Annotated in this window: 15 protein-coding genes; 7 read left to right on the plus strand and 8 right to left on the minus strand. The window is 69.0% G+C overall.

Annotated features, from left to right (window positions below; all coding sequences use genetic code 11):
• The first annotated feature begins 20 nt into the window (after positions 1-20).
• Positions 21-2,696: a BTAD domain-containing putative transcriptional regulator gene (locus HOV77_RS21810; RefSeq protein WP_290864472.1), complete on the plus strand. Its 2,676-nt coding sequence runs from the start codon at positions 21-23 to the stop codon at positions 2,694-2,696.
• Between the two features lie 66 nt (positions 2,697-2,762).
• Here the strand turns inward: HOV77_RS21810 and HOV77_RS21815 are convergent, their stop codons facing one another.
• Together HOV77_RS21815 and HOV77_RS21820 are read right to left on the minus strand one after the other, a co-directional pair.
• Positions 2,763-2,975: a hypothetical protein gene (locus tag HOV77_RS21815; RefSeq protein WP_290864473.1), complete on the minus strand. Its 213-nt coding sequence runs from the start codon at positions 2,973-2,975 to the stop codon at positions 2,763-2,765.
• A gap of 9 nt (positions 2,976-2,984) precedes the next feature.
• Positions 2,985-10,043 carry a ricin-type beta-trefoil lectin domain protein gene (locus HOV77_RS21820; protein WP_290864474.1) on the minus strand — a complete coding sequence of 2,353 codons (7,059 nt, stop codon included), beginning with the start codon at positions 10,041-10,043 and terminating at the stop codon, positions 2,985-2,987.
• Positions 10,044-10,313: 270 nt separating this feature from the next.
• Between HOV77_RS21820 and HOV77_RS21825 the strand changes: the two genes are divergently transcribed.
• Entirely contained in the window at positions 10,314-12,947 is a 2,634-nt protein-coding gene (locus HOV77_RS21825) for a BTAD domain-containing putative transcriptional regulator (protein ID WP_290864475.1), read from the plus strand.
• Positions 12,948-12,951: 4 nt separating this feature from the next.
• The gene (locus tag HOV77_RS21830) at positions 12,952-13,473 is read left to right on the plus strand and encodes a pyridoxamine 5'-phosphate oxidase family protein (protein WP_290864476.1); all 522 of its coding nucleotides are present in this window, start codon (positions 12,952-12,954) and stop codon (positions 13,471-13,473) included.
• A 52-nt stretch (positions 13,474-13,525) separates the two neighbouring features.
• Here HOV77_RS21830 and HOV77_RS21835 read toward each other — a convergent pair whose 3' ends face one another.
• Positions 13,526-15,415 carry an MFS transporter gene (locus HOV77_RS21835; RefSeq protein ID WP_290864478.1) on the minus strand — a complete coding sequence of 630 codons (1,890 nt, stop codon included), beginning with the start codon at positions 15,413-15,415 and terminating at the stop codon, positions 13,526-13,528.
• Positions 15,416-15,645: 230 nt separating this feature from the next.
• Between HOV77_RS21835 and HOV77_RS21840 the strand changes: the two genes are divergently transcribed.
• Together HOV77_RS21840 and HOV77_RS21845 are read left to right on the plus strand one after the other, a co-directional pair.
• Positions 15,646-16,650 carry an RNA polymerase subunit sigma-70 gene (locus tag HOV77_RS21840; protein WP_290864480.1) on the plus strand — a complete coding sequence of 335 codons (1,005 nt, stop codon included), beginning with the start codon at positions 15,646-15,648 and terminating at the stop codon, positions 16,648-16,650.
• 76 nt (positions 16,651-16,726) lie between these two features.
• Positions 16,727-17,311, plus strand: coding sequence for a dihydrofolate reductase family protein (locus HOV77_RS21845; protein WP_290864482.1), 585 nt, complete (start codon positions 16,727-16,729; stop codon positions 17,309-17,311).
• A gap of 42 nt (positions 17,312-17,353) precedes the next feature.
• Here the strand turns inward: HOV77_RS21845 and HOV77_RS21850 are convergent, their stop codons facing one another.
• The 3 genes from HOV77_RS21850 to HOV77_RS21860 are packed head-to-tail and all read right to left on the minus strand — an operon-like array spanning position 17,354 to position 20,213.
• Positions 17,354-19,015 carry an FtsX-like permease family protein gene (locus HOV77_RS21850; RefSeq protein WP_290864483.1) on the minus strand — a complete coding sequence of 554 codons (1,662 nt, stop codon included), beginning with the start codon at positions 19,013-19,015 and terminating at the stop codon, positions 17,354-17,356.
• Positions 19,012-19,683 carry an ABC transporter ATP-binding protein gene (locus tag HOV77_RS21855; protein ID WP_290864485.1) on the minus strand — a complete coding sequence of 224 codons (672 nt, stop codon included), beginning with the start codon at positions 19,681-19,683 and terminating at the stop codon, positions 19,012-19,014. Before HOV77_RS21855 ends, HOV77_RS21850 begins: the two co-directional genes overlap by 4 nt.
• Positions 19,680-20,213, minus strand: coding sequence for a PadR family transcriptional regulator (locus HOV77_RS21860; RefSeq protein WP_290864487.1), 534 nt, complete (start codon positions 20,211-20,213; stop codon positions 19,680-19,682). The genes HOV77_RS21855 and HOV77_RS21860 overlap by 4 nt, the downstream gene beginning before the upstream one ends.
• 18 nt (positions 20,214-20,231) lie before the next feature.
• On the opposite strand from HOV77_RS21860, the gene HOV77_RS21865 reads away from it, so the two are divergent.
• Positions 20,232-21,041: a tetratricopeptide repeat protein gene (locus HOV77_RS21865; RefSeq protein WP_290864489.1), complete on the plus strand. Its 810-nt coding sequence runs from the start codon at positions 20,232-20,234 to the stop codon at positions 21,039-21,041.
• A gap of 11 nt (positions 21,042-21,052) precedes the next feature.
• Here HOV77_RS21865 and HOV77_RS21870 read toward each other — a convergent pair whose 3' ends face one another.
• The gene (locus HOV77_RS21870) at positions 21,053-21,553 is read right to left on the minus strand and encodes a GNAT family N-acetyltransferase (protein ID WP_290864491.1); all 501 of its coding nucleotides are present in this window, start codon (positions 21,551-21,553) and stop codon (positions 21,053-21,055) included.
• Positions 21,554-22,000: 447 nt separating this feature from the next.
• Between HOV77_RS21870 and HOV77_RS21875 the strand changes: the two genes are divergently transcribed.
• On the plus strand, positions 22,001-22,450 hold the full coding sequence (locus HOV77_RS21875) for a group II truncated hemoglobin (RefSeq protein WP_290864492.1): 450 nt from the start codon (positions 22,001-22,003) through the stop codon (positions 22,448-22,450).
• Between the two features lie 12 nt (positions 22,451-22,462).
• Here the strand turns inward: HOV77_RS21875 and HOV77_RS21880 are convergent, their stop codons facing one another.
• Positions 22,463-25,147, minus strand: coding sequence for a LuxR family transcriptional regulator (locus tag HOV77_RS21880; RefSeq protein WP_290864494.1), 2,685 nt, complete (start codon positions 25,145-25,147; stop codon positions 22,463-22,465).
• Positions 25,148-25,183 lie beyond the last annotated feature (36 nt).

Raw genomic sequence — 25,183 nt, forward strand, 5'->3', positions numbered from 1 at the left:
AGACGAATACGATCCGGCGCATGTACTTCACCGTCCTCGGTCCCGTCGGCGTCGCCGTGGACGGCAAAGACCTCACGATCTCGCGGGCTCAGCGCCGGGCGGTCCTCGCTTACCTGCTACTCCACGCCGGTACGCCGGTCGGCGTCGAGCGGATCGTCCGGGCGCTGTGGGGCGAGCACCCGCCGTCGACGGCGAAGACGCAGGTCCAGGTCGCGGTGTCGAGCATCCGATCACTTCTACGCGCAGCGGGAGCCGACCCGATCACCAGCGGTCCCGCCGGTTACCTGCTGACGGTCGGCCCCGACGACCTGGATCTGGCCGCCTTCCGGGACGGCGTCAACCGGGCCGCCGCCAACCTGCCTCGTCATCGCCAAGCCGAGTTGCTGCGTACGGCGTTGGGGCTGTGGGGACCGCCGCCGCTGGGCGGCATCACGGGCGACTTCGTCACGGCCGCCCGCGAATCCCTGATCGACGAACGGCTCTCCGTCGCCGAGCGGCTGTTCGACCTCGAGCTGGAGCTCGGCCGGCACCACGAGATTGTCACCGAGCTCGGTGCGCTCTGTGACGAGCATCCGCTCCGCGAACGGCTGATCGGCCAGCTCATGATCGCCCTGAATCGCAGCGGGCAGCGCGCCGAGGCCCTCGCCCGCTACCGAGCCACCCGCGCCCGGCTGGTCGAAGAGGTGGGCATCGAACCGGGTGCCCACCTGCAGTCCGTCCACCGGGAGCTGCTCGGCGAAAGCGGCAGGCAGGTTCCGGCCACGCGCGTCGTGCCGAGCCAGCTGCCCCCGATCCCGGCGACTTTCGTGGGCCGGCAGGAGCAACTGGAGACGATCGCCGCGCAGCTCACCCAGCCTGCGGCTCTCGTCGTGATCCGCGGCCTGGGCGGCCTGGGCAAGACGTCGCTGGCCGTCACGGCAGCGGCTCAGGCCGCACCGGCGCATCCTGACGGCTGCCTGTTCATCGACCTGCGCGGCACCGACGCGGAGGCTGCTCAGCCGCACACGGTCCTCGGCGGATTCCTGCGGGCGATGGGCGTACCGGCGGCAGAGGTTCCGCACGATCCGGCCGAGCGCCTCGGGCTGTATCGCACGCTCACCTCCGGGCGGCATCTGCTGGTCGTCCTCGACAATGCACAGGGTGAGGCCCAAGTCCGGCCGCTGTTGCCGAGCGGTTCGGGCAATGCCACCATCGTCACCTCCCGGCGTACACTGCCTGCGCTCGATGGCGCGTACCACGTGGATCTTCCGCTGTTCGACGCCGACGACGGTCTGGCCCTGCTGCGGACGATCCTCGGCACGGACGTGGCCGCCTCCGACGAGTCCGTCCAGGAGCTGCTGGACGTGTGCGGCGGTCTGCCGCTGGCCGTACGCGTCCTCGCCGCCCGGCTCCTCGACGACCGGGCGCTGACTCCGGCCGCGCTGGTACGGGCGCTCCGCCAGACCGGTACGCCGCTGGCCGAGATGTCCGCCGGCGACCTCGCCGTGGCGGCCAGCCTGCAGGTCAGCGTCGACCGGCTGGACTCCGACGCCGCCCGCCTGCTCGCCCACTTCGGCCGGGCGCAACAGCCGTCGCATACACCGTGGAGCGCGTCGACCCTGTTGGGCGTACCGGCCGAACCGGCGCTCGCGGAGCTGGCCAAAGTCCACCTCATCAACGAGACTGCCGGCCGGGTCAGCCTGCACGACCTCGTCCAGGAGTACGCCGCGACGCTGCCCGGCGACGACGACGGCTTCCAGCGGCTGGTCGACGCGTACTTGGACATGGCGTACCAGTCCTCGATCCTGCTGTCGGCCGGCCGGTCGCTGACCCATTACGTTTCCGACGCCGAATCCCCGTACGCGCAGCGGTTCGCCACCCGGGCCGAGGCCGTCCAGTGGCTGAACCGCGAATCGGAGAACCTGGTTGCGACCGTGGTTCACCTGGCCCGGCTCGATCGGCATACCGAAACCTGGCAGCTGGCCTACCATCTGCGATTCTTCTTCCGCGCCACCCATCGCGTCGACGAGCAGGAAACCGTGTTGAAGCTTGCGCTCGAGGCGGCGATCACCCTCGCCGACGGCGTCTCCGAGGCCCGGGTCCGCGAAGCCCTCAGCTCCTATTTGGGCGCAGTCCAGCGCCACGACGAGCAACTGGCCGAACTGCGCCAAGTCTTGGCGTTGTGCGAACGGATCGGCGACCGCGTCGGGCTGGGCCGTTGTCACGTCTCGATCGGAGCCGCCCTCGGTTCGCAGGGACGCCCGGAGGAGGCGATCGCACATCACCGCAGCGCCCTGAGTATCCCCGAGTACGCCGACAATCCCCAGAACGGTGCGGTGGCCCACGTCAACATCGGCACCTGCCTCGGAGAACTCGGGCGACACGAGGAAGCGATCCGCGAACTCGAGTACGCCCGCCGCATCGCCGCCGACGCCGGAGACACCAACATCCTCTGCTTCATCCACCACAACCTTGCCGAGGTCCACCTCCGCCTCGGCGACTACGACAACGCCGCCGTCCACGCGCGATCCGAGGTCGTCACCGCCCAGCAAGGCCGCGACACCGATCGCGAAGCCCGCGGGTGGGAGATCCTCGGCGACGCTTTGGTGCATTCGGATCGCGCTGCGGCAGCCAAGGCTTGGGAGCAGGCGATCGGCCTTTACGAAGCGCAGGGAAAGGCGGGGTTCGCTGAGGCGCTTCGGGCGCGGATCGGCTAGCGGGCGCGACTCTCCATTGAGCCGCGCCCGCAATCCTTCGATGTCAGCTACGCCACCTCACCGACTTCATGATCCTTCGATGATCGCGGCAGTCAAACTTATGATCAATCCTGCGGCGAAAATCGTCACACCAGTGCGGAGAATCCAGCGCGATCCGAGTACCTGTCGCCAGCGTGCGCTCGGTTCATTGTCGAGCGTGCCTACCTGTGTGGCAACGTTGTACGCCAGGCAGATGGATCCGCCGACCATCACTGTCGCGTTGAGAAGGGGACTGCTCATTGCGGCTCCTCAACTAATTATGATAAGCGGCTTGCCATCGGGCCCGAGAATGGTCCCACCGCTGGGTGGACGATTCATCGGAAAGCCATTCTTGTCGAAAAGTTCAATACGAGTTTCTGGTCCAAGCGTAGTTGCAGTGGACGTAGCCTCGGTACTTGCCGCAGAAGCCGATCTGGTGGATGCCCCTCTCACAAGCTGGTTAGCGATGACTTTCCTGCCGATTCCGACGAGCTCGGCAATGCCACCGCCACCCTCGCCGGCGAGGGCACCGTTGAAGGCAGTGCCGATCACCTCGCCGCTGTCGGGCCAGTGGTCCTCGTAGATCACGTCTCCCGCAGCTTGCGTTACTACGGCTGCCGTTGCGCCAGCAAGCAGCACACACGCGGGGGTCGCGGTACCCAACGACGCGGCAACGCAGCCGACACCTGCCATCGTCGCCGCGATCAGCGCGCGGTTCTCGTATGCCCAATCACCGATCGAGCACAACCAGGACCACATTGGGCAGTCCGCATCCTTCGATTGCGGCTTGGCGTTGGGGTCGACCTGTACGTAGCAGGTACTTCCAGGTGCGACGCCGCTTGGGCAAGTAATCGGCGTCAGGATGACGGTCTTCTCAGTAGGCCCAGTAGAACCTTTGCCAGGATCGCCCGTTCCATCAGGACAGGAGGCACTTCTACCACTTGGCGACGATGTACTACAGCCCCTGTCCCCGGTAGACCCTCCGCCGCCTCCAGTGCCACCCGACCCGGAGGTCCCTCCGCCGCCTCGCGTGCCCCCCTCCTCGCAGTCGTCGCAGTACTGTGTCCCAGATGGATCTGCGCTGGTAGCGGGAGCGTTGTTGGCGTACGCGTAGCCGTTCCAGCTCTGCGGATCGTCTGCGGCGAACACCGGGTCGACGGTGATGAAGCGCCCGATCGTCGGGTCGTACTGGCGAGCGCCGACCTCGACCAGTCCGGTCGCGTCGTTGGTGCCGCCGACGAAGCCCTTGTTCCCGAAGCCGGCCGGTTGGCCGCCGCGAGCACCCCCGTAGGGCAGTGAGCGTCGCCGCTGACATGTCAGGGTCGACGAGTCGACGACGATGTTGCCGGTGCCGTGGTGGTCGCTGAACGTCCAGGTGAGCGTGTCACCGGAGGTCAGATTCCCCGAGGTGTCGACGTTCGCGGTGCGTACGCCGACCGTGCCGTAGTAGCGGGTCGCGGCGATCGCGCCGTCTGCGTTGACCCGTAGTTCGGTGCCGTCGAGCAGGAAGAGAGTGCGGTAGCCACCGGGATCGCGGCGCACGATCCGGTTGCCGTTGGCGTCGTACACCATGGTGGTGTCGGAGCTGTCGCTGACCTGGACGAGTTTGCCTTCCTCGTTCCACGTCAGGTTCTGCTGCGAGCCGCCCGGTCCCGGCCGGCGCGTGGTGTTGCCCGCAGCGTCATACTCGTAGCTCGCTGTGCCGGCCCCGGCGCCGGTGGTGGTCACGGAGGTCAGCGAGTGCGCTGGTTTCCCAGTGCCGCCGTACGCGTACGCCGACTGGTATTCGACTGTCCCGTCTGCGTTGTAGCTGGTTTCCGTCTTACGGTTGCCTGCGGCGTCGAAGGTCCACGACATCCGGTACGCCGGTGCTGGGCCGGTTTTCTGCTTGGCGGAGCTGTTACAGGTGACGCTGGACTCGGTCCACGCGTCCGTGAGCCGGCGGAGATAGTCGTAGTCGAAGCATTCGGCTCCGTCTCGCGTGCCGGCGTTCTTGGTGGCCGTCCACTGGACGTTTCCGGCGTTGTCGTATCCGTATTCGTCGGTGAGCTTGTCGACCCAGTTCCCCGGCGCGCTGGGGCTTTCCGTGTCGACTTGTGCTCCGGTCATGCGCCGCGTGGCGGCGTCGTAGGAGTAGGTGCGCCGGACCTGCTTGCCCGGTACGCCCAGGATCTGCTGGCCGACCTGGCCGTCGTAGGTGTAAGCGGTGTCGGCGATGTAGATCTGCGCGCCGGTCAGTGTGACCGGCTGACCGACGGAGTTGTATCCGTAGGTGAGGGTCTCCATGGGCAGCCCACCTATCGCGGCCCCGGCCAGATTGGCGGTGGTGCTGGTCGCGAGACTTCCGTTCGGCTTGTACGTGTAGGTGACGGTGAAGGTCTTCCCTCCGACGGCGGACCCTTCGGCGGCGGAGAAGAACTGGCTGACCGTCAACGGGCGGTAGTTGTCATCCACCGCGTAAGTGGTGGTGGAGTAGGTGGCGCCGCCGAGTCCGTTCGGCGTCCGTTGGGCAGAGTAGAGCTGGCCCTTGGCAAGGGTGTCGTACTGCCACTGGGCCCGTAGGTTGGCGTCCGACTGCGATCCGGCGTACTCGGCCGATTTGCGGCCGAGGACGTCGTAGGTGAAGACGCGGACCTGGCCGCGGTTGTCGGTGATCGAGGTGATCTGCCCGGCCGGGTCGTACTCGGTCGTGGTCGTGCCGGTGTCCGGGTCGACAGCTTGGGTCCGGCGGCTGAGCATGTCGTAGGTGTAGGACCACTGGACGTTGTCCGGACCGATCGTGTTGATCAGGCGCCCGAGTCGGTCGTACTGGTAGCGGGTGGTGTCGTGGCCGCCGGTCGGGCTGGCACCCTGGTATTGCCAGAGTTCGACGGCTCGCCCGAGGGCGTCGAAGATCTTGGTGGTGTCGGTGCCACCCGCCGCGTTGTCAACGATCGTGCGATCGCCGTCGTAGGACGCGCTGGAGACGGTCCACTTGAGGATGTTGGCGGACCACAGTTGGTCGGTCAGGTGGCGTTCGAGCGCGTCGTAGGTGTACCGATGCTGGCTGTCGACGGCGGTGTCGGCAAACGAGGCAAGGGCGGATGAGGGCGTACCGGTGCTGTAGAAGGTGGATGTCTTGGCCGTCAGGCCCCGATTGTCGTAGGCGGTATCGCTGATCGTCCGGCCGCCGTCAGCCGTCGGGGTCTGCGTCTGGCGAGCGCGGAGGTTGCCGTCGAGGATCTGGTAGGAGACGATCGGCTGCCCGGCCGGGCCGAGGGTTTTCGTCACCACATAGGACGACGCGGAGCCGCTGAGGACGTACTGGAACTCGTTGTCAGGCGTGCCGGACGTGGCACGCCCAGGCTGCCAGGTCTTCACCAGGCGGCCCAGCGGGTCATAGGCTCCGGTGGTGACTTTTCCATTGACGTCGGTCACGGTCAGCGCAGTGCCGTGCCCCGGCTCGATGACTGTGGTCGTCGTCCACCCCGCGCCCTTGGGGTTGGTCACGGCCACGGCAGTGATCGGTCCGCCCGTGGCTGGCGTGTACGCCGTGGAAGTCTTGCGGTCCAAGGCGTCATAGCTGGCAGTCGGCCGGCCGTAGGCGTCGTACTCGACGCGGCTCTGCTGCACCCAGGTCGCTGTGGCCCTGATCGGCGCAATATAGGTCAACGCCTTGGTTGTGGTGACCAGACCCTGGGTCGGTACGTCTCCGAAGATCGTCTGATTGTCGTAGAAGTACTCCGTTCCGCTCAGGTATTGCCTGTCCCGCAGGACCGCACAATCGTGCACGATCGACGACAAGACGTAGTCGATGAGATACTTGGTTACGTCGCGCGCGACGTAGGTGGTCTCGGTGCACTTGTCGTCGGCACTGGTAGTGGGGTCGCCGAGCGATTTGACTCCGGTCGGCAGGCCGTACTCGTCGTAGCTGTTCTGCGTGTCGGTCCACCGCCACTTCGAGGTTCCCGCTAGCCAAGTGCGAGTCTGTTCCTCGGCATCGCGGACCATGTACGCGGTGATGTCCTGGCCACCAGTGACCGCCGATGCTCGTTGCGCGGTCTGGCGGACCGTCGCGGTGTGGATGGTCGACGAGGTGACCTGACTGCCGTCGAGCCTTGCGGTTTCGCGGAGGAATCCCTGGGTGCCGTCGGCGTCTCTCAGCCAGCTGATCCAGGTCTGGCCAATGGCCCCGGTGCAATCGGCGATGACCAGCGGGGCGGCCAGCACGGGATTGACCCCGATGTCGAGGCATCGCCCGGAGACCGGGTTCTTCAGCGTGCCGTTGGCCTGAAGCGTCCAGATCTGGTTGGCGGACGCGGTGCAGTCCCACAGTTGCACCGGACTGTTGCTCGCCGTCGCGGAGTCCTTGACCTCGATGCACCGGCCGGAATATGGGTTCCTGATGGTTCCGTCCGACTGCAACTGCCACAGCTGATTGTCGACGCCGGTGCAAATCCAGGTCTGCACCCGAGTGCCGTTGGTCGTGCCGTAACCGGCCAGATCCACGCATCGGGTGGCCTGCACGCTGGCCATCGATCCGTTGGCCTGGGGCTGCCACATCTGGTTCCAGCCACCGGAGCAGTCGAAGAGCCGGACGTTCGTGCCGTTGGCGGTACGCGCGTTGTCGATGTCGAGGCATCGCCCGGAGACCGGATTCTTCCAGGCACCGTTGGCCTGGTGCTCCCACAACTGGTTGGCGGCGTTGGTGCAGTCCCACAGCTGGACGTTGGTGCCGTTGGTGGTGCCGTACTGGTTCAGGTCGAGGCATCGCCCGGACGCCGGGTTCTTCAGATAGTGGGCGCCGTTGCCGTCGGCGATCAGGTCCCACACCTGGCCAGGGCCGCCGGTGCAGTCACCCAATTGGACGTTGGTGCCGTTGGCGGTGCCGCCGTTCGCCAGGTCCAAGCATTTCGCACCGGCGCCGGTGAGGCCGCCGACGGTGTTCGGGACGTCGAGCGAGGAAGTGACCGCGGATCTGCGTTCACCCCAGGCGATCGCGGTGCTCGTGTGCTTGGCGTCGTTGTCCATGCCCCGGTAGTACGTCGACCGGGTCACGGTCTGCGGCCCGCTGCCTCGGGTGACAGTTACGGTGGCGTACCCACGCCACAGCGCCCACGACGTGGAAGCCGAGTCGGCGGTCTCGCCGTAGTCGTGGTGCCACAATGCGGCGTCGGTCGTGCCGACGGTCGAATAGGCGTACGAGGTCACCATGTCCGGCGAGCCGCCGACCAGGTCCTTGTCAGTCACCGAGCTGACGACGTACTTGTGGAACCAGCCCCAGCCGGCCTCCGCGATCTGCGGCTTGAAGTACTGCGGGAAGCAGCGCAGTGGGTTGGAGTCCGACAACGGCTTCGTCGCGCGTACGCACTGCGTCGGGGCGTACGCGACGACGGTCTGCCCGCCGGTGCCGTTGGTGACCGACGTGATCCGGTAATGGGTGTACGGGGCGACCCCGATGTCGTTGCCCCAGTCGACGCGGTTGAACATCGCCGTCCCACCGAAGGTGATCGACGGCTCGGCCATCGTCGTCGTACCGTCGGCGGCGTACCCGACGTGGGTCAGGCTCTGGAGCCACAGATTGGGCGACGTGTCGGCACCTGCCGGGCTGATGTTGTCGCCGGAGGTCGGCCAGGTATGAGTCAGGTTCCACTGGTCGACCCTGCGATAGGCGCTGCGGCTCGCGTCCCACACCTGGGTGTGCACATCCGACAGCCGATACTGCGTCCAGAACGCCGCGCTCGTCAGGTCGGGACAGGATGTGGACGACGAGCAGTACAGGTCCCACGGTGTGTCGGGATAGTCCGAGGTGTTCTGCGCGCATGCGTTGACGCACCGCTCAGAGCGGGTGAACCACACCTGCGCGGGCGCGTTCCCGGAAGACTCCGAACCGGCCCGGGTGCCGTAGTCGATGTGATCCAGCGTTCCGTTGATCACATACGGCTGCACCTTCGTGTTGTTGTTCGTCCCGACGTACCCGGTCTTCTTCGCATAGAAGTAAGTCATCGAGTTGCCGCGGGGGTCCACGACGTAGTCCAGGTTCCACCGGTACGCCTGCTGGCAGGACGACGCGGCGTACCCGGACGAGTTGTAGCAAGGCTCGCCGGAGTTGTTGCCGTAGACCGGTTCGGTCTGTACCGAGTTCGTCGCTGCGGTGTCGCCGCTGTAGCGCTTGTGCTTGCCGAAGTAGTGCTGCGTCCCGTCGAGGGTGGTGACCTTCCAGTACTCGCCATCGTTGTCGCCGTTGCCCAGGGACGTGTCCGCGAGCTTCTCAACCTTCAGCCCCGAGTCGTCGGACGCGTGCCACACACCGGTGGCACTGTCCCGGACCAGGATCGACGACCGGCCCTGGAAGACCAGCGTGGCGTTGTAGGGCGAGTACCAGCAGAGGTCCGTGGTGAGGGTTCCGTCCTGCGCACAGCTCCGGTACGAGCGCTCGATGAAGTTGACCGGCAGATCCCAGCCCTCGCCGACCCAGGACGCCTGCCCGTTCTGCGCCAGCGTCTTCGCGTCGACCGAACCGGAGTCGTAGGACAGGGCCAGGTCCGGCGTCGGCCCGCCCAGTCCTGCCGGGACCTTCAGCGGATAGTTCCAGGAGAAGTCGCCGCCCGAGGTGCCCGCCGTCCAGGAGTACGCCGGCGAAAGGGTCGTGGCCGAGAAGGTGGCCCCGTCCGACGCCGTGGAGGAGGCCAATGCCACCACCGACGCTGTGTCGGCCGACGTGTCGCCGCCGATCGCGACCTCGGCCGATACCGCACCGCCCGCGTTCGTCGACGCCAACGGCGTACGCGTCTGGCACTCGGCCAGCTCAGGAGTGGTCAGTGCGCAGGACGGCAACTGAACCAGCTGCAGCCGCTGTCCGTAGTCCGCGCCGTACAGGTTGGCGAACGGCGAATAGTCGAGTCGCACGTGTACCCGTGCTGAAGCGGCGACAGAGTCGGAGCGAGACAGCCCCACCGCGACGCCCCGAAGGTTCAGCTTCGTGCTCACGTTCTGATCGGCCACGTGTACGCGGACCGAGGCTGGTGTCCCTCCTGGACTGGTCCTGGCGGCACCATGGTCCTTGGGATCGCTTTGTGCCGGCGAGACCGCGATCGCGAGTCCTCCGGCTGTCACGGCTCGACCGTCGACGGCCACCACGTTCGCACCGCCGGCGGGCGGCGACGTCCGGTCCAAGGCGCGTACGCCGGAACCGTCGGTCTGCGAGGCCGACGGCTGCCGGGTCTTCGCAGTCGACACGGGAACGGCCGTGTCCACCGACACGGCGCCGGCCCGTTTCGGCTTGGCGGCGAACACTGGCGCATTGCCGAGCATCGACACGACGACCGCCACCGAGACGATGACGGTCAACGAAAAGCGGACGGAGTCAAATCCTGGTAGGCGACCTCTTCGTAGAGGTCGCGTCGGTCTCGGACCGCGCATTGCACGGGCGGGTACGCCGAACACGCGTTGTCGCATCCACGTTCCTTCCTGGGACCGGTGAGCCGGACGGCGACCGGAGGAAGGCAGTGTCGGGGAGATCGCTTATACGTCCGCTATACGCGGTCCGGCAGACCGGGTGGATGACGGTGGCCGCTGGTTGATAACTTCCGATCTAGTCGGCTGCCGGGGGGTTTCGCGATGTGGTTCACGGTGCTCGGTCCGGTCGAAGTGACGGCCGCCGGCCGGCCGGTCGAGCTGGGCCGGGCTCAGCGGCGCGCGGTGCTCGCGTACCTGCTGTTCAACTCCGGCCGGAGCGTCTCGGCGGATCAGTTGGTGGACGTACTCTGGGGCGACACGCCGCCGGCGACGGCGCGCACGCAGATCCAGGTCGCGATCTCGGCGGTACGCCGGGCGCTGCGCGAGGCCGGTCGTGACCCGATCCAATCCGGGCCGGGCGGCTATCAGGTGACGGTCACCCCCGACGAGTTCGACCTCGCGCAGTTCACCGCCCGGGTGCAGACGGCTCGGGGTTTGGGCGCCACGCAGTACGCCGCCGACGAAGTACGGGCCGCGTTGACGTTGTGGCGTGGTACGCCGCTGGCGGGCGTCACGGCGGCGTACGCCCCGGTCGTCCGGGCGCACCTGGAGGAGAAGCAGCGTGCGGCGTACGACATGTTGTTCGGCATCGAGCTGGATCGCGGCCGGCATCGCGAGGTGATCCCGGAGCTGACGGCGCTCGCGGAGGCTCATCCGTTGCACGAGGACATGGCCGGACGGCTGATGCTGGCCTTGTACCGGGCCGGACGGCCGGCCGACGCGCTGGCGGCGTATCAGAAGATCCGCCTTAGCCTGGTGGAGGACCTGGGCATCGAGCCGTCGGCCGCGTTGCGCGGCCTGCACCAGTCGGTGCTGGCCGGTGACGCGTCGCTGGACCTGCCGGCGACCGTGACGGTCGCGAGCCGCGGAACGAGCACGTTGCCCCACGATGTTCCCGACTTCACGGGCCGCGCCGCGGAACTTGCGCGACTGGACGCGGTTCCCGGCGTGGCGGTCACCGTGATCAGCGGCCCAGGCGGCGTCGGCAAGACCGCGCTCGCCGTACGCTGGGCGCACGGCAACGCGCACCGGTTCCCGGACGGGCGGTTCTACGTCGACCTGCACGGCTACGGTCCGCGTGAGCCGATGGCCCCGGCCGAGGCGCTGCGCCACGTGCTCCGTGCTCTGGGTTTCCCCGGCGGCGACGTGCCGGCCGACGTGGATGCGGCCGCCGCGCTGTACCGGGCCCGGCTGGCCGGGGCCAAGGCGTTGATCCTGCTGGACAACGCCGCCACCGCCGACCAGGTGCGTCCCCTGCTGCCGGGCGGTCCGGGCCCCATGGTGCTCGTGACCAGCCGCGACCGGCTCGGCGGCCTGATCGCGGGAGACGGCGCGGCCCGGATCGAGCTGGCCGAGCTGGGGGTGGCGGAATCGGCCGACCTGCTCACCCGGATCGTGGGCGGCGACCGGACCGCTCGCGACCCGCAAGCGGTGGCCGATCTGGCGACGGCGTGCGGGCGGCTGCCGCTGGCTTTGCGTATCGCGGCGGCGAATCTGGCCGACCGGCCCGAGGACACGATCCGGCAGTACGCGGACCGGCTGGCCGCGCCGAACCGACTCGGGCGATTCGTGGTGGCCGGCGATCCGCGGCGTACGCTGCGCGCGGTCATCGACCAGTCCGTCGAACGGCTCACGCCGGTGCAGCAGGCGGTACTGCGATACTTGCCGGCCCTGCCGGGCGCGGACTTCGGGATCCAGGTGCTGGCCGGAGTGCTGGAGCTGCCTCGGGACGAGGTCGGTGTGCTGCTCAAGCAGCTGGTGGACGCCTGGCTGGTGGTCGAGCCCACGCCAGGCCGGTTCACTCTGCACGACCTGGTACGCGACTACGCCGCGAGCCTGACCGGTGACAACGCCGACGTGCTGCGACGGGCGCTGGCTGCTTACGTGGCGATGACGACCGCGGCACACCAGCGCATCGCGGAGCGTACACCGGACGACGGTACCGCCGAGTCGATCTTCGAGTCCGCCGCCGACGCGATGGCCTGGTTCGACGTCGAAGCGGCGAATCTGCTCTCGGCCAAGAGCGCCGCCGCCGAACAGGGCCACGCGGAGTGGGGCGCGTCGCTGGGGCTGATGCTGCGGCCGTACTTGCGGATGCGATCGCAGCGTCCGGATTGGACAGCCGTCTGCGAGGTCGGATTGCGTTCCGCGATCGAGCTCGACGACACCTCCGTCGACGCGTACCTGCTGTCGGCCCGCGATGCGGTGAACCGCCGCCGACGGCAGTACGCCGCCGCCCGCCCGACCTTGCTGCGCGCGCTGGAGGTGGCCGTCGCACAGGACGAACCAGCGCTGACCGGGTATATCCAGGACATGATCGCGACCGGCGCCGACCCGGCCACCGAGTACGCCGACGCCCAGACCCGGCTGGATCATGCGCTCGCCTTGGCGGCTCGGGCCGGCGACGACTACCTCGCCATGACGGTGCACCTCGGCCGCGGCCTGCTGTCCGGGCTGCGCGAGGCGTACCCGGAGGCGATCGAGGACTTCCAGCTCGGGCTGGCGATCGCCGAGCGTCTCGGTCGTCCGCACCCGATCAGTGTCGCCCGGTACAACCTCGCGTACGCCTGGCACCAGCTCGGCGACCGGCCGAAGGCGGTCGAGCACGCGAGCCGTTCGACCGCGGTAGCGGACCAGGCCGGGCTCGTGGATCTCGCCGCCCGGGGCCGTGAACTGCGCGTACTGAGTGATCCCGGCGCGCTCGAAGCCGCAGAGACAATGCCGCGGATACAGTGAGACGGTGTTGGAGACCTCCCAAGAGCTCGGCGACCTGCAGGCGCTCCTCGACCGCTCACTCGCCGGATCGACAGCTCATCTGCGGTCGATCGTCGTCGGCCGCACGATCACGGCGGCGCAGCTCACCGAGATCCTGACGGGCATGTGCACGCTCGCCCTGTCCACGGTCACGGCCAAGGGCGAGCCACGGATCAGCGGAGCCGACGGGCATTTCCTGCACGGCAAATGGCACTTCGGCACCGCCCGCACCGCCGCCAAAGCCCGCCATCTCGCGGCCCGCCCGGCGGCCAGCGTCGCCCACATGCGCGGCGAGGACCTGGGTGTGTTCACCCATGGCACCGTCGAGATCCTCAATCCGCCATCGGGCGGGCCCGCCGAGGACTGGCCCGAGATATTGGCGTACTTCCAGGACTTCTATGGCGCGGACGCCTTCGACTGGGACGAGGAAGTCGTCTACTACCGCCTGCATCCGCAGTGGATGACCGTGTACGCGCCCGACGTCGGCAAGCTCCTGCCGTCGGCCTGACGGACCCGACGATCCCGCCCGTTGGCGCAAGCGGGACCGTCGGCACTCCCGATCAGGCGGCCGCCGGGGGCAGGCTCGCCCGCAACTGCCGTTCGAATTCGGTGTACGCGGTGTCCGCGTCGTTCGGCTGCCCTTCTCCGGTGACGATCAGGCCGCGCAGGCTTTCGCCGATGTAGTGGGCCCAGCCGTTGCTGCACGCGTCGTAGCACTCCAACTCCGGCACGAGCCCGTGGTGGGTGAAGACCAGTCGCGTACCGGCCGAGTCGGCGCTGATGTCGAACGTCGTGTCGGTGCCGACCCATTCGGTGTCGTCCTTGACGAAGTTGAAGCTGTTGTCGACTACATGCCAGGTCACGCGCTGCCCCGGAACGGCCTCGACGATCCGGATCCGGCACCGGTGGACATCGAGGTAACGGTAGTCGAACTCGTCGCCCGCCTGCGCAGCGGAGCCGTCGATGCCGCGCGACCACCATGCGCGGGGATCGATGACGGCCGCATACACCTCAGCCGGGGTCTGGGTGACCGTGAAGGTCACAGTGAAGCCGTTTGTGGACGTGTCCATCGCTTCGGTCGTGGTCACGAGATGGTTCTCCTCTCTGTCGTGCAAATGACGTGCCGGTCGGGGAAACAAGGTGCCGGCTGATACCGCGCCGGCGGCGGCGATGGCGAAGACGATCCAGAACGCGCGGTGAAACGCGTCCACGCCGGAGGCAGACACCAGGACGGTCGCCACTGCGGCGACGCCCACGGCTCCGCCGATCTCCCTCGCCGTTTCGACCAGCCCGGACGCCAGGCCGCTCAAGGTCGGCCGGACGCCGGACAATGCGCCGATCTGGGCCGCCGGGGCGGCGATGCCTCCGGCGATTCCGGCGAGCAGCAGCGCCGGCAGCAGATCGGTCAGGTAATGCGCGTCAGCGGGCACCCGGGTGAGCAGGAGGAGCGCCAGGGCGAGCAGCGCCTGGCCGACGATGAGCAGCGGCCGTACGCCGAACCGGGTGACGAGCTTGCCGCCCGTCACGGCGGCCGCCACGAAGGAGATCGCCGTCGTGGCGAGCCAGGCGACGCCGGTACGCACCGCCGAGTAGCCGAGGACCTGCTGCATCAGCAGCGAACCGAGGAAGATGAATGCGAAGAACGCCGCGAACGTGAAGAAGGCGGAGATGTTCGCGGCGACCAGGGTTCGGTTGCGTACCGCGACGCCGGGCACCAATGGCGCTTGCGAGCGTCGTTCGATCGCGACGAAAGCCACCAGTGATACCACCGCCGCGGCGAACAGTCCGAGCGTCAGCGCGGAGGACCATCCGAGGTCCGCGCCGCGATTGACGCCGTAGAGGAGAAGCAGCAGGCCCGCTGTCCCGGTCACCGCTCCGGCGACGTCGAAGCCATGGCCTTGGTGGGCTTGGCCGGAGGCGACGCCCCGCGGTTCCGCCGTGAGAAACGCGGCGGCCGCGATGACGAGTGCGATGCCGATGGGAACGTTGATGAAGAAGATCCAGCGCCAACCCGGTCCGTCGGCCAGCAACCCGCTGGAGACGACGCCGACCGATGCGGAGACGCCGGCCGTCGCGCCGTACAACCCGATGGCGCGCGCACGTTCGGCGTTCGCGGAGAAGGTCACCGCGAGGATGGACAGGGCGGCCGGCGGGATGAGCGCCGCACCGAACCCCTGCGCCGCCCGGGCGGCGATGAGCAGGCCGGCGGATCCGGAAACGCCCGCGACCAGTGACGCGAGCGTGAACAGAACCAGTCCGGTGATCAGTACCCGCCGCCGGCCGAGCAGGTCGGCCAGCCGACCCCCGAGGAGCAGGAATCCACCGAGCGTGAGCCCGTACGCGATGACGATCCACTGCAGCGCGCTCGGTCCGACCCCGATGTCACGCTCGATGGAGGGCAACGCGACGTTCACAATCGCGATGTCCAGCACCACCATGAACTGCGCCACGCACAATAGTGCGAGAACGGCGCCTTTGCGCCTGTTGTGCATAACACGGCTCCACTCTGTCGTCCGGCCGTCCCGATCGTCGGTACGGCGTCAGCAGTGGTGTCGACACCGGCGGTCGCGAAAACTAGGCGCAGGGCGCGACCGAATCGAACTAGCGCCGGGCGCGCTCAATCCGGAGCCTCGGCGGTGTCGATACGGCAATGGACTGCGAATCTCGAAGGGACCTTGTCGTGACCTCCGACCTGCTTTCGCGAGCCCGCGCCGGTGACGGCGACGCGTTCCGGGCGCTCACCGAACCCCATCGCCGGGAGCTGCGCGTGCACTGCTACCGGATGCTGGGCTCGATCCAGGACGCCGAAGACGTTCTGCAGGAGACCCTCCTGGCGGCGTGGCAGGGTCTGAACGGCTTCGGTGAACGCGCGTCCATCCGGACCTGGCTCTACCGGATCGCGACGAACCGGTGCTTGAACGCGCTGCGCGCCGCCCGCCGCCGACCGGCCAAAGCCTGGGACATCCCGGGCGTGGAGCCACCGGAACCGACCAGACTGGGCGAGGCCGTCTGGCTCGGTCCCCTACCGGACTCGCTCCTCGACGGGGTACTCGATCTGCCGCTCGGGCCGGAGGCCCGGTACGAGCAGACCGAGTCGATCTCGCTGGCCTTCGTCGCGGCGCTGCAATCGTTGCCGCCCCGGCAACTCGCCGTCTTGATCCTGCGCGACGTCATGGGCTTCCGCGCGAACGAGGTCGCCGAGATGCTGGACCTCTCGCTCCCGTCGGTGAACAGTGGCCTGACCAGAGCCCGCACGAATCTGGAGCGCCGCCGGACGGAGCTCGGGCCCTCGGGCACCACGCCGACCGGCTCTCCCGCCGAGGAGGCCATCGCGACCCGGTTCGTCCGGGCGTACGAGGCCGCCGACGTGCGGGCGCTTGTCGAGCTGTTCACCGACGACATCTTCTTGTCGATGCCGCCGATGCCGCTGGAGTACGAGGGTCGCGACGTCGCGGCGAGGTTCTTCGAGCTGCTTCTGATCCCCAGCCGGGTGTACAGCCTGGTGCCCACCCGGGCCAACGCGAACCCGGCGTTCGGGGCCTACGTCCGCGGACCCGACGGCGACCGGCACGCGACCGGATTGTTCGCGGTCACGCTGGCCGGTGACCGCATCGGCGCGATGACCCGGTTCGAGAACTCGGTGTTCCCATGGTTCGGCCTGCCCATGTCGCTGCCGGGACGGTGATCCGCCGATCCGCACAGTTTCCGCCCCGGGCGGTGTCTACCCGAAGGTCATCGGACATCAGCTGGAGGGAACGGCAATGGGCAAGATCGTGATCACCACAAATCTCTCGCTCGACGGGGTCGTCGAAGATCCCGACGGGCGCGAGGACTTCCGGCTGGGCGGCTGGTTCGAGCGGATCGGCGGCCGGGACCTCGAAGCCTGGGCCAAGCTCGAGACCGAGGAGGCGCTCGGGGCGACCGCGCTGCTGCTCGGCCGGCGTAGCGACGCGTGGTTCGCCGAGCGGTGGACCTCGCGGACCGGCCTGTGGGCGGACAAGTTGAACAGCATGCCGAAGTACGTCGTGTCGGCGACGCTCAACCAAGCGCAGTGGACCAACGCGACCGTGCTTCGGGGGGACACGGCCGAGGAAACGGTCGAACAAATCGCGAAGGTCAAGCGCCAGACGGATGGCGAGATCCTCGTCTACGCCAGTTACGAACTCGTGCGTACGCTCATCGAACACGACCTCGCCGACGAGCTGCGCCTCGTGGTCTTCCCCGTGCTGCTGGGAGCCGGCCGGCGCCTGTTCGGCGAGACGACGGAGGAGAAGCGCCTGCGGCTGATCAGCACGCAGGCGCTGGGCGACGGCCTGTCCTTCGTCACATACGAGGTGCTGCGGTAACAAGACGGGGGGACCACCGTCCACCTGCGATGGTGCTCCCCCTCAGGTGGTACGCAGGGCTGTTTCGGCCGGCGACCGGCGTCCCACGAGCAGGCTCAGGATCGTGACGAGCGCGATCGCCAGCAGGTCGACGCCACCGGCCAAGCCGAGCCGCGCCCACGGAATCGGCGCGTGGACGGCGTGCCACGGTCCCTTCGAGTGATACTCGACCCACGAGTAGGCCGGGTTGTTGCCGCCGTCGCGGTCGGCCTTCTTCTGCTGGGCGACCCCGGCCTCGGTGCAGGGCACGATGAGCTCGGAATTGCCGAGATCATGGCAGACGGTCTCGACGGCGGCCGGGGCGTGCTGGGGACCTGAAGCGAGGCTGGGCGAGGCGAATCCAGTGGCGAGTCCCAGGAGGACGCCCGGGACCGCCACGAGGAAGACGCCGATCATCCGGGCGTTCACCAGTACGCGAGTCGACGTGCCCGCCGCGAGCAGGGCCGCCTCGGTCCGGCGGCGGGTCATCGCCGCGTCGACCAGGGCGATGAGCAGCCCGACAGCGGCGAAGCCGATGAAGATCACCGACAGTGCGGACAGCATGTTCATGACGAGCTCGTAGAGTTCCCGGTCGCCGATGGTCTGCCCGTAAAGGGCCTGGACCTCGAGGTCGAAGTCCATCTGCGTACGGATGCCGATGAGCGCCCCGAACACGACGGCGCACACGAGCAACGCCGAGACCGCTCGGCTTCCGGCGTACGGGTCGGCGAGAACCCGGCGAGCGGCGATGAGCGGGGCCGGGCGGTGTGCGTACCGTAAAGTGATCTTTGCCCCGAGATAAGCGACCGTCGCCGCGCTGAGCGGGACCCCAACGCAGATCACGGCGATGCCCACCACGAGCAGGACGTAGGGCGCGATCAGCCGGTCACCGGATTGACCCGCGCGGTCGAGTGCGTCGATCCAGGCGCGGCAGGCCGACATGTCGGCGAGGCCGGCGGCGACCAGCCAGACCGGCCAGATCCGCGGACGTTCTCGGCGGGCGCGACGTGACGCCTCGACCGGCGACTTGATGAGCCGGCGCAGCCCGGCCATCGAGATCAGCCCGGCTACCAGCGGCAACACGACGATCACCACCACCCAGCTCCACCAGGCGGGCCAGGTGTCGGTCGGCAACGGCAGCAGCAGGCCGGTGTAGGGATGCGTCTCGGGACCGCCGTCGGCCTGCGCCGCGGTGATCCGGACGCCGTCCATCGTCGGGTGATGAAGCAGCCATTTGACGAGCGGGTAGGTCGCGGCGGCGAGCACCCCGCCGATCGCGACCGTGAACGCCTGCGACGCCGCGGCGATCGTCCGCGCTTGCCTCGGGGTGGCACCGGCCAGCCGCAACGTGGCCAGCCGATGGTCGCGAGCCGGACCGCCGAGCCGCGCCGCCTGGGCAAGCAGCACCAGCGCGGGGATGATCGTGGCCGCCACCATGGCGATGAGGCCGGGCCGCAGGCCGGACTCGTTGAGCAGTGTCGAGGTGTACCGCCAGCTGTACGGATCCAAGCTCCAGCCGCCGTCGGGCAGGGTGATGCGCCGTTCGGTCGGGGCCATGTTCAGCACGGTGCCGATCGCCAGCACGGACAGCCCGGCCAGTAACGCGCCCACGATCGTGATCGCGATCCGCACCCGGTCCGTCAACGATCCCGGGTACGCCAGCCGCACGAGCGTCGTGAACCTCACGCGGTCACCCCCGACAGCACGCGGCCGTCGCGGAGGTGAACCTCGCGGTCGGCGTACGCCGCGACGGTGGCGTCGTGCGTGATCAGCAGGACGGCGGTGGCGTTGTCCTTGGCCGCCGACACGAGCGCGGCCAGCACCGACTCCCCCGCGACCGAGTCGAGCGAACCGGTCGGCTCGTCGGCGAACAACAGCCGGGGCCCGGTGACCAGCGCCCGGGCCAGCGCCACCCGCTGCTGCTGACCGCCGGACAGCTCACCGGGCCGCTTGGCCGCCTCCCCCGCGACGCCGAACCGGTCGAGCCACTGCTCGGCGGATCGCGCGGCCGAGCCCCGGGTCGCCCCGCCGAGCAGCAACGGCAACGCGACGTTCTCGACGGCCGTCAGCTCCGGCACGAGCTGCCCGTGCTGGAGCAGCACCCCGATCTCCGTACGCCGCAGGACCGCCCGGGCCGCCTCACCCCGGTCGTCGAGCCGCGCACCGGCGAACCAGACCTCGCCGGAATCGGGGGTGACGATGCCGGACAGGCACAGCAACAGCGTCGACTTGCCCGAACCGGACGGCCCGGTCACCGCGAGGATCTCCCCCGCGGCCACCTCGACGTCGGCTTCGGCGAGCGCGGCGGTGCGCCCGTACTGTTTGGTGACGGCACGGCCGGTCAGCAAGGTCATGGCCGGATCTCCTTCTCGAGCGCGTCGACGCGGGCGGCGGTCTGCTGCATCCAGCGCAGGTCCGCGTCGAGGTGGGTGATCGTGTAGTCGGCCGCGGCGGCCTCGCTCACGCTGGTCGCCGTCTGGCGTACCTGGATGAGCTCGCGCATCCGGGCCATGTGCGCGGCCCGTTGCTGCACCAGGTAGCGCGTCGCGGTGTCCCGGTCCGCGGCCAGCAGCGCGACCACGACCTTCTCCAGCAACGCTCCCCCCAGGTGCGGGGCAGGCGTCTCGACCGCGTCGAGCCATTCCGCCAATGTGGTACGCCCAGAGTGGGTGAGCTGGTAGCTGACCCGTTCCGGTCCGGCTACCCGATCGGACCCGGCCGGTTCGATGAGCCCGTCCCGTTCGAGGCGCCCGATCGTCGCGTACACCTGCCCGAACGCGAGCGGCTTCGCCGACGGCAACGCGTCGTCGTGGGCTCGCTTCAGCTCGTAGCCGTGCTGAGGGCCCCGGGCGAGCAGCCCGAGCAGGAGGTGGCGGGTGGACACGCGCCCACTATTCACTCATTGAATAGGGCCGTCAAGAGGGCTTTTCCGGCGCGACCGCCGAACGCCCTGCCGCGCTGCAACCTCGCCATCTCCTACGAACGGCAGGGCCGCTACGACGAGGCGCTCGCCGAGCTGCACCGCGCGCTGGCGGAGGTACGCGCGCTGCCACATCCACGGTTCGAGGCGTTCCTGCTCAGCAGCGGGCTGGCCAACGTCTACTTCCGTTCGGGCCGCCCCCGGCTGGCCGTGGACTGCCTCGAGCAGGCGATGGTCATCTATGCCGAGTCCGACGATCCGTTGGACCAGGCTCGGCTCGCACTCGCCCTTTCCTGGGCGTACGACGAGCTGGCCGAGCCGGCTCCGGCGCTGCGCAATGCCCGCCGAGCGCTCGAACTGGCGGAGGAGATCGGCGAACGCCGAGTCGCCGCCCAGGCCACCGCCGCGATCGCGGCCGGGCTCCGGCTCACCGGCGATCTCGCGGGTTCCCTCGACGCCCGGCTGCACGCCGGAAACATGCTGCGGGCCCTCGGGATGGGTGCGGCCGACCTGGAGAACGACCTGGCCCTCGCGGCGCTGCACGAGCAAGCCGGGCGTCTCGGTGTCGCCACCGACCTGTACGCCGCGGCAGCGACCCGCGCAGCGACGATGGCCGCCCGCCACCAGCAGGCCAAGGCACTGGCCGGGGCCGGGCGCACGCGGCGTACCACTGATCCCGACACGGCCGAGCGCTTCCTGCTGGCTGCGGCCGACCTCCTGGACCAGGTCGCCCCGCACGAGGCCGCCGAAATCCGGTCGACGCTGCAACCGTTCGGCCACGCGGTCCCTTGACCTGACAGGCCCTAGGCCGCTAGATCGATCCGCCAGTCGTTGCTGCGCATGGGCCGCCCCGGCGGGAACTCGAAGTCGACCGGCCCGACCAGCTCGAACCCGGCCTTGCGGCAGATCGCATTGGACGGCGGGTTGTCCACGCCCGGGTACGCGTGCAGCCACCGATGCCGGCCGTCACGCCGAGCCTCGGCGATGATCGCCCGCGCCGCCGCCGTCGCGACGCCCCGACCCTGGAACTCCGGGAAGACGTGCCAGCCGGACTCGTAGACCGTCTCGCCGTCCCATTCTCGATCCCAATAGCCGATGCTGCCCGCGACTTCGCCGCCCGGCACCAGCTCGACCCGGAACATCTGACCGTTGTCCAGCTTCAGATAGCGCTGGTGGCGGGCGAGCACCTGCTCCTCGGTCTCCGGCCCACCGAGGTGTTCCTTCATCTCCGGGGTGTTGGCCCGCCGCAGGATCGCCAGATCCGCCTCCGACCAGGGCACCAGCCGCACTTCCACGTCACTCATGAAGATCACCCTGCCACCCTGATCCGACAGTTCCCCACCTTGTTCGCCATGATCAGCGGGAGATTCGCGGTGCCATAACCCCACATTTTCTCCGTTGATCTCCGCCAAGAACGGAAGCTGACGATCATCTGCGCGCGATCCGCCAAACTGTCGGGAACCGACGATCATGGCCTCTCGCGCTTTGCCAACAGGCTCTCAGCTCATGAACGAGTACCCGTGGACAGCGATCGGCGGGCCGTTTCGAAGATCGAGTTCCGGTGGTGTGCGCGATCGGACCCGCTGGCGCATATGACGGGAACTTGATCTGGGTTTCGGACCGAAAGTCGCAGATGCAGGGCACTCGATCGAGGCCTGCGGCGGAGTCTGTCGTGGAACGTCATTGATAGACACGTTATGATCAAGCCCACCGAGCCCTCTGCGCTACCCAGCCTGTCGAGGAAGCAAGCGATGACTTCGCTGTACGAGTTCGCCGGCGGCGATGAGGCCCTGCATCGCCTGGAAGAGTTGTTCTACGCCAAGGCGCTCGCCGATCCGGTCCTTCGAACCGTGTTTCATACCCGGCAGCCGACCCACGTGGAACACCTGACCTGGTTCACGGCGGAGTCGTTCGGCGGCCCCGACCGATTCACCGCCAGGCTGGGATTCTCGTACCTCATCGACGTCCACCGCCACCTGAAGATCACCGACGAGCAGCGGGACCGGTTCGTCGCCCTCTACCTGGAATCGTTGGATGAGGCCGACCTGCCGGATGACGAAGACTTCCGCGCAGCAGTGCGGGAGCACATCGAGTTCGGTGCTCGCGTCGCCCAGCAGAACTCGCGGGCCGAGACAGACGACCAGCTGCACCCGATCCGCGAGGTGCCCGCCTGGACGTGGCGGCGGCAGTCCGAAGAGTGACGACACCTTGGCTCAGGCGGATGGGATCGCTCGGGCCAGCTCGGCCCGGCGGCGGATGCCCAGTTTCCGGTACGCCCGGGCGAGGTTCGCCTCGACCGTCTTCGGGCTGATGAACAGCTCGTCGGCGATCTGCTGATTCGTCTGGCCCGACGCCGCCAGGCGAGCGACCCGCAGTTCGGTCGGGGTGAGCTCGTCCGCCGCAGCCGCTCGGCCACCCGTACGCGCCAGGTCGGCTTCGGCCTTCAGCGCGAAGGCGGCTGCGCCGAGGGCGGTGAACTCGGCGTACGCCGTCTGCAGCGCGCTGCGGGATTCCCGTTTGCGCCGGGCGCGACGATGCACGACACCCGCCACGAGCAGGCATCGGGCCCGGTCGAGCGGGACGACGTCGGGTGGGGTGGCGTCGCGTACGCCGATCAGATTCGCCAGCTCGACGTCGGCTGCTTCGCCGACGGCTGCGGCGAGGAGAACCCTGCTTCGAGCGAGTCCGAGTGTCGTCCATGGACGGCTGAGGCGGGCGTGCCGTTGCTCGAGTCGGGTCAATGCCTTGCGCGCGGCGTCGAGGTCGCCCGCCCCCACGCACGCCTCGATCCAGTCGGGTTCGAATCGCAGTGCGATCGGTTCGACGACTCCGGTCGCGTCGAGCAGATGCGCCAGCTCCGCGTACGCGTCCGCAGCGTCCCGCATCCGCCCGTCCGACAGCGCGACGAACCCCGCGAGCTGCAGATGGATTCGGCGAGCCCACACGTCGTCGTGCCGTAACCCGGCGGAGGCAACCTCGCCGGCCCGGTCCAGCCGACCCCGGTACGCGTCCAGCGTCGCGGCCAGCCAGGTCTCGCCGATGAGCCCCGTACCCAGTTGCCGGCCGAGGTCGAGGGCGGCGGTGATGCTCTCCTCCGCGTCGGTGAACCGGCCGGCGAGCAGCTCGGTCTCACCGAGATGGGTCAGAATCTCGTGCTGCGATGCCTCGTCGCCTGCTGCCGTGGCGTACCGGAGCATGTCCTGCAAGCGCGTGCGGGCTCGGCCGTGATCGTCGACCGCCTTCCACCAGATCGCCGGGACGGTGCCGCCGAGCCAGGTGGGCCGGCCGTCTTCGAGGTCGAGCGCGCGCTCCACCAGTTCCGTCCGCGCTGTCAGGCCGGCGCGTACCTCGTGGAAGAACAGGTTCAGGATTGTTCCGGCCAGCAGCGGACGGTCGTCGGCGCTGCCGTCGAGCAAGGCGATCGCGATCTCGGCGTGCTCACGGGCGGGCGCGGGCGAGTCCTGGAACAGGCAGATGTGCGCGTGGATCCGCCCGGCAAGGTGCGTGCCTGGTGCCGCGGTGGCCAGCGCCCGTTCGGCGTACGCCATCGCGGTGGCGAGGTCGTCCGCGGCCCACGCGACGCTCGCCCGCAGCAACAGCGCCTCCGCCAGCTGGTCGCCGGTGAGCCGCGCGATCGCAGCCTCCGCGGCAGTGGCGGCCGCCGCGTAGTCCCCGCTGTCGAACCGGCATCGGATCGCCGCCAGGACCCGCCGCCCGGCCACGTCCGCATCGGCCTCCGGAGTGAGGTCGGCCGCCCGGTCGTAGAGGTCGGCCGCCGTTGCCGGGGCACCCCGCGATCGCTGCCGGGCCGCCGCCGACTCCAGATCCGCGGCCACCGTCGCGTCCGGCACGACGGCGGACCGGGCCAGCTGACGCGCCCGCTCGTCGGGATCGGCTACGGTCGCGGCAAGCAAACCATGAGAACGCAGTCGTACGCCTTCAGGCGTGGCCGCTCGCACCGCCGAGGCGTACACCGGATGAGCGAAGTGGACGCCGCGGGTGTCCACAGTGAGCAGTCCGACCTCCTCCGCGGCGTCGAGCGCCGTCGCCGGTACGCCCGCCGCCGCCAAGTCCCGCAAGGTCGGCGCAGCGAGCAAAGCCGCGAGGCGTACCGCTTCTCGCGTCTCGGTGGGCAGGTCGCGCAACGTCGCCGCCACGAGATCGTGCATCGACGCCGCGACGGGCAGATCGTCGCCCGGCCGGGGCAACTCCGTCAATCGGAGGACGGCTCGCGCCAATTCGATCGCCAGCAACGGATTCCCGGCGGCGTCGCGGGCGATCCTGGCCAACAACGGGCGGCCGAACGAGCGCCTCAGGTGTGCGTACAAGATGTGGTGCAAGGGGCCGACGCCGAGCGGATCGAGCCCGATCAGGGTGACCGGCGACGGTCGTTCCTCGAGCCCGAGTGCGGTGGCCTCGGCGCGGGAGCTGATCAGCAGGCTGGGGCCGGGAGCCAGCCGGCGCACCGCGTAGCGCACGGCGCGCTCGCTGGGCGGATCGAGCCACGGCGCGTCGTCGATCGCGAGGAGCGCCGGCCGACCGGCGGAGGCGAGCAGTGAGCGAGTCGCGGCGCCGATCGCGCGTTCGTCCACCGGCTCGGCGGGAGCCGCGGACAGCAGCACCGCCTCGGCGGCGATCCGTTGCGGCGGCGGCAATGCGGCGACGTGCCCGGCGAGCGGTGTGAGCAGATCCGCGAGCGCCGCGAACGGCAAGCCAGCCTCGTTCTCCGTCGGCGCGCAGGCGAGGACGAGCCAGCCCTCCTCGCGTGCGCGGTCGACGAGCGCGCGCCACACCGCCGTCTTGCCGATCCCGGCCGGTCCGTGCAGCTGGACCGCGCCGCCCTCGGTCAGGGCGCGCCACGCTTGGCCCAGTACGCCGTCCCGACCGACCGGTTCCATGCGAGGGATCATGGCATGGCTGTGCCACCGGACACG

The organism is Hamadaea sp., from assembly GCF_013362815.1.
In the GTDB taxonomy this organism is placed as follows: Bacteria; Actinomycetota; Actinomycetes; order Mycobacteriales; family Micromonosporaceae; genus Hamadaea.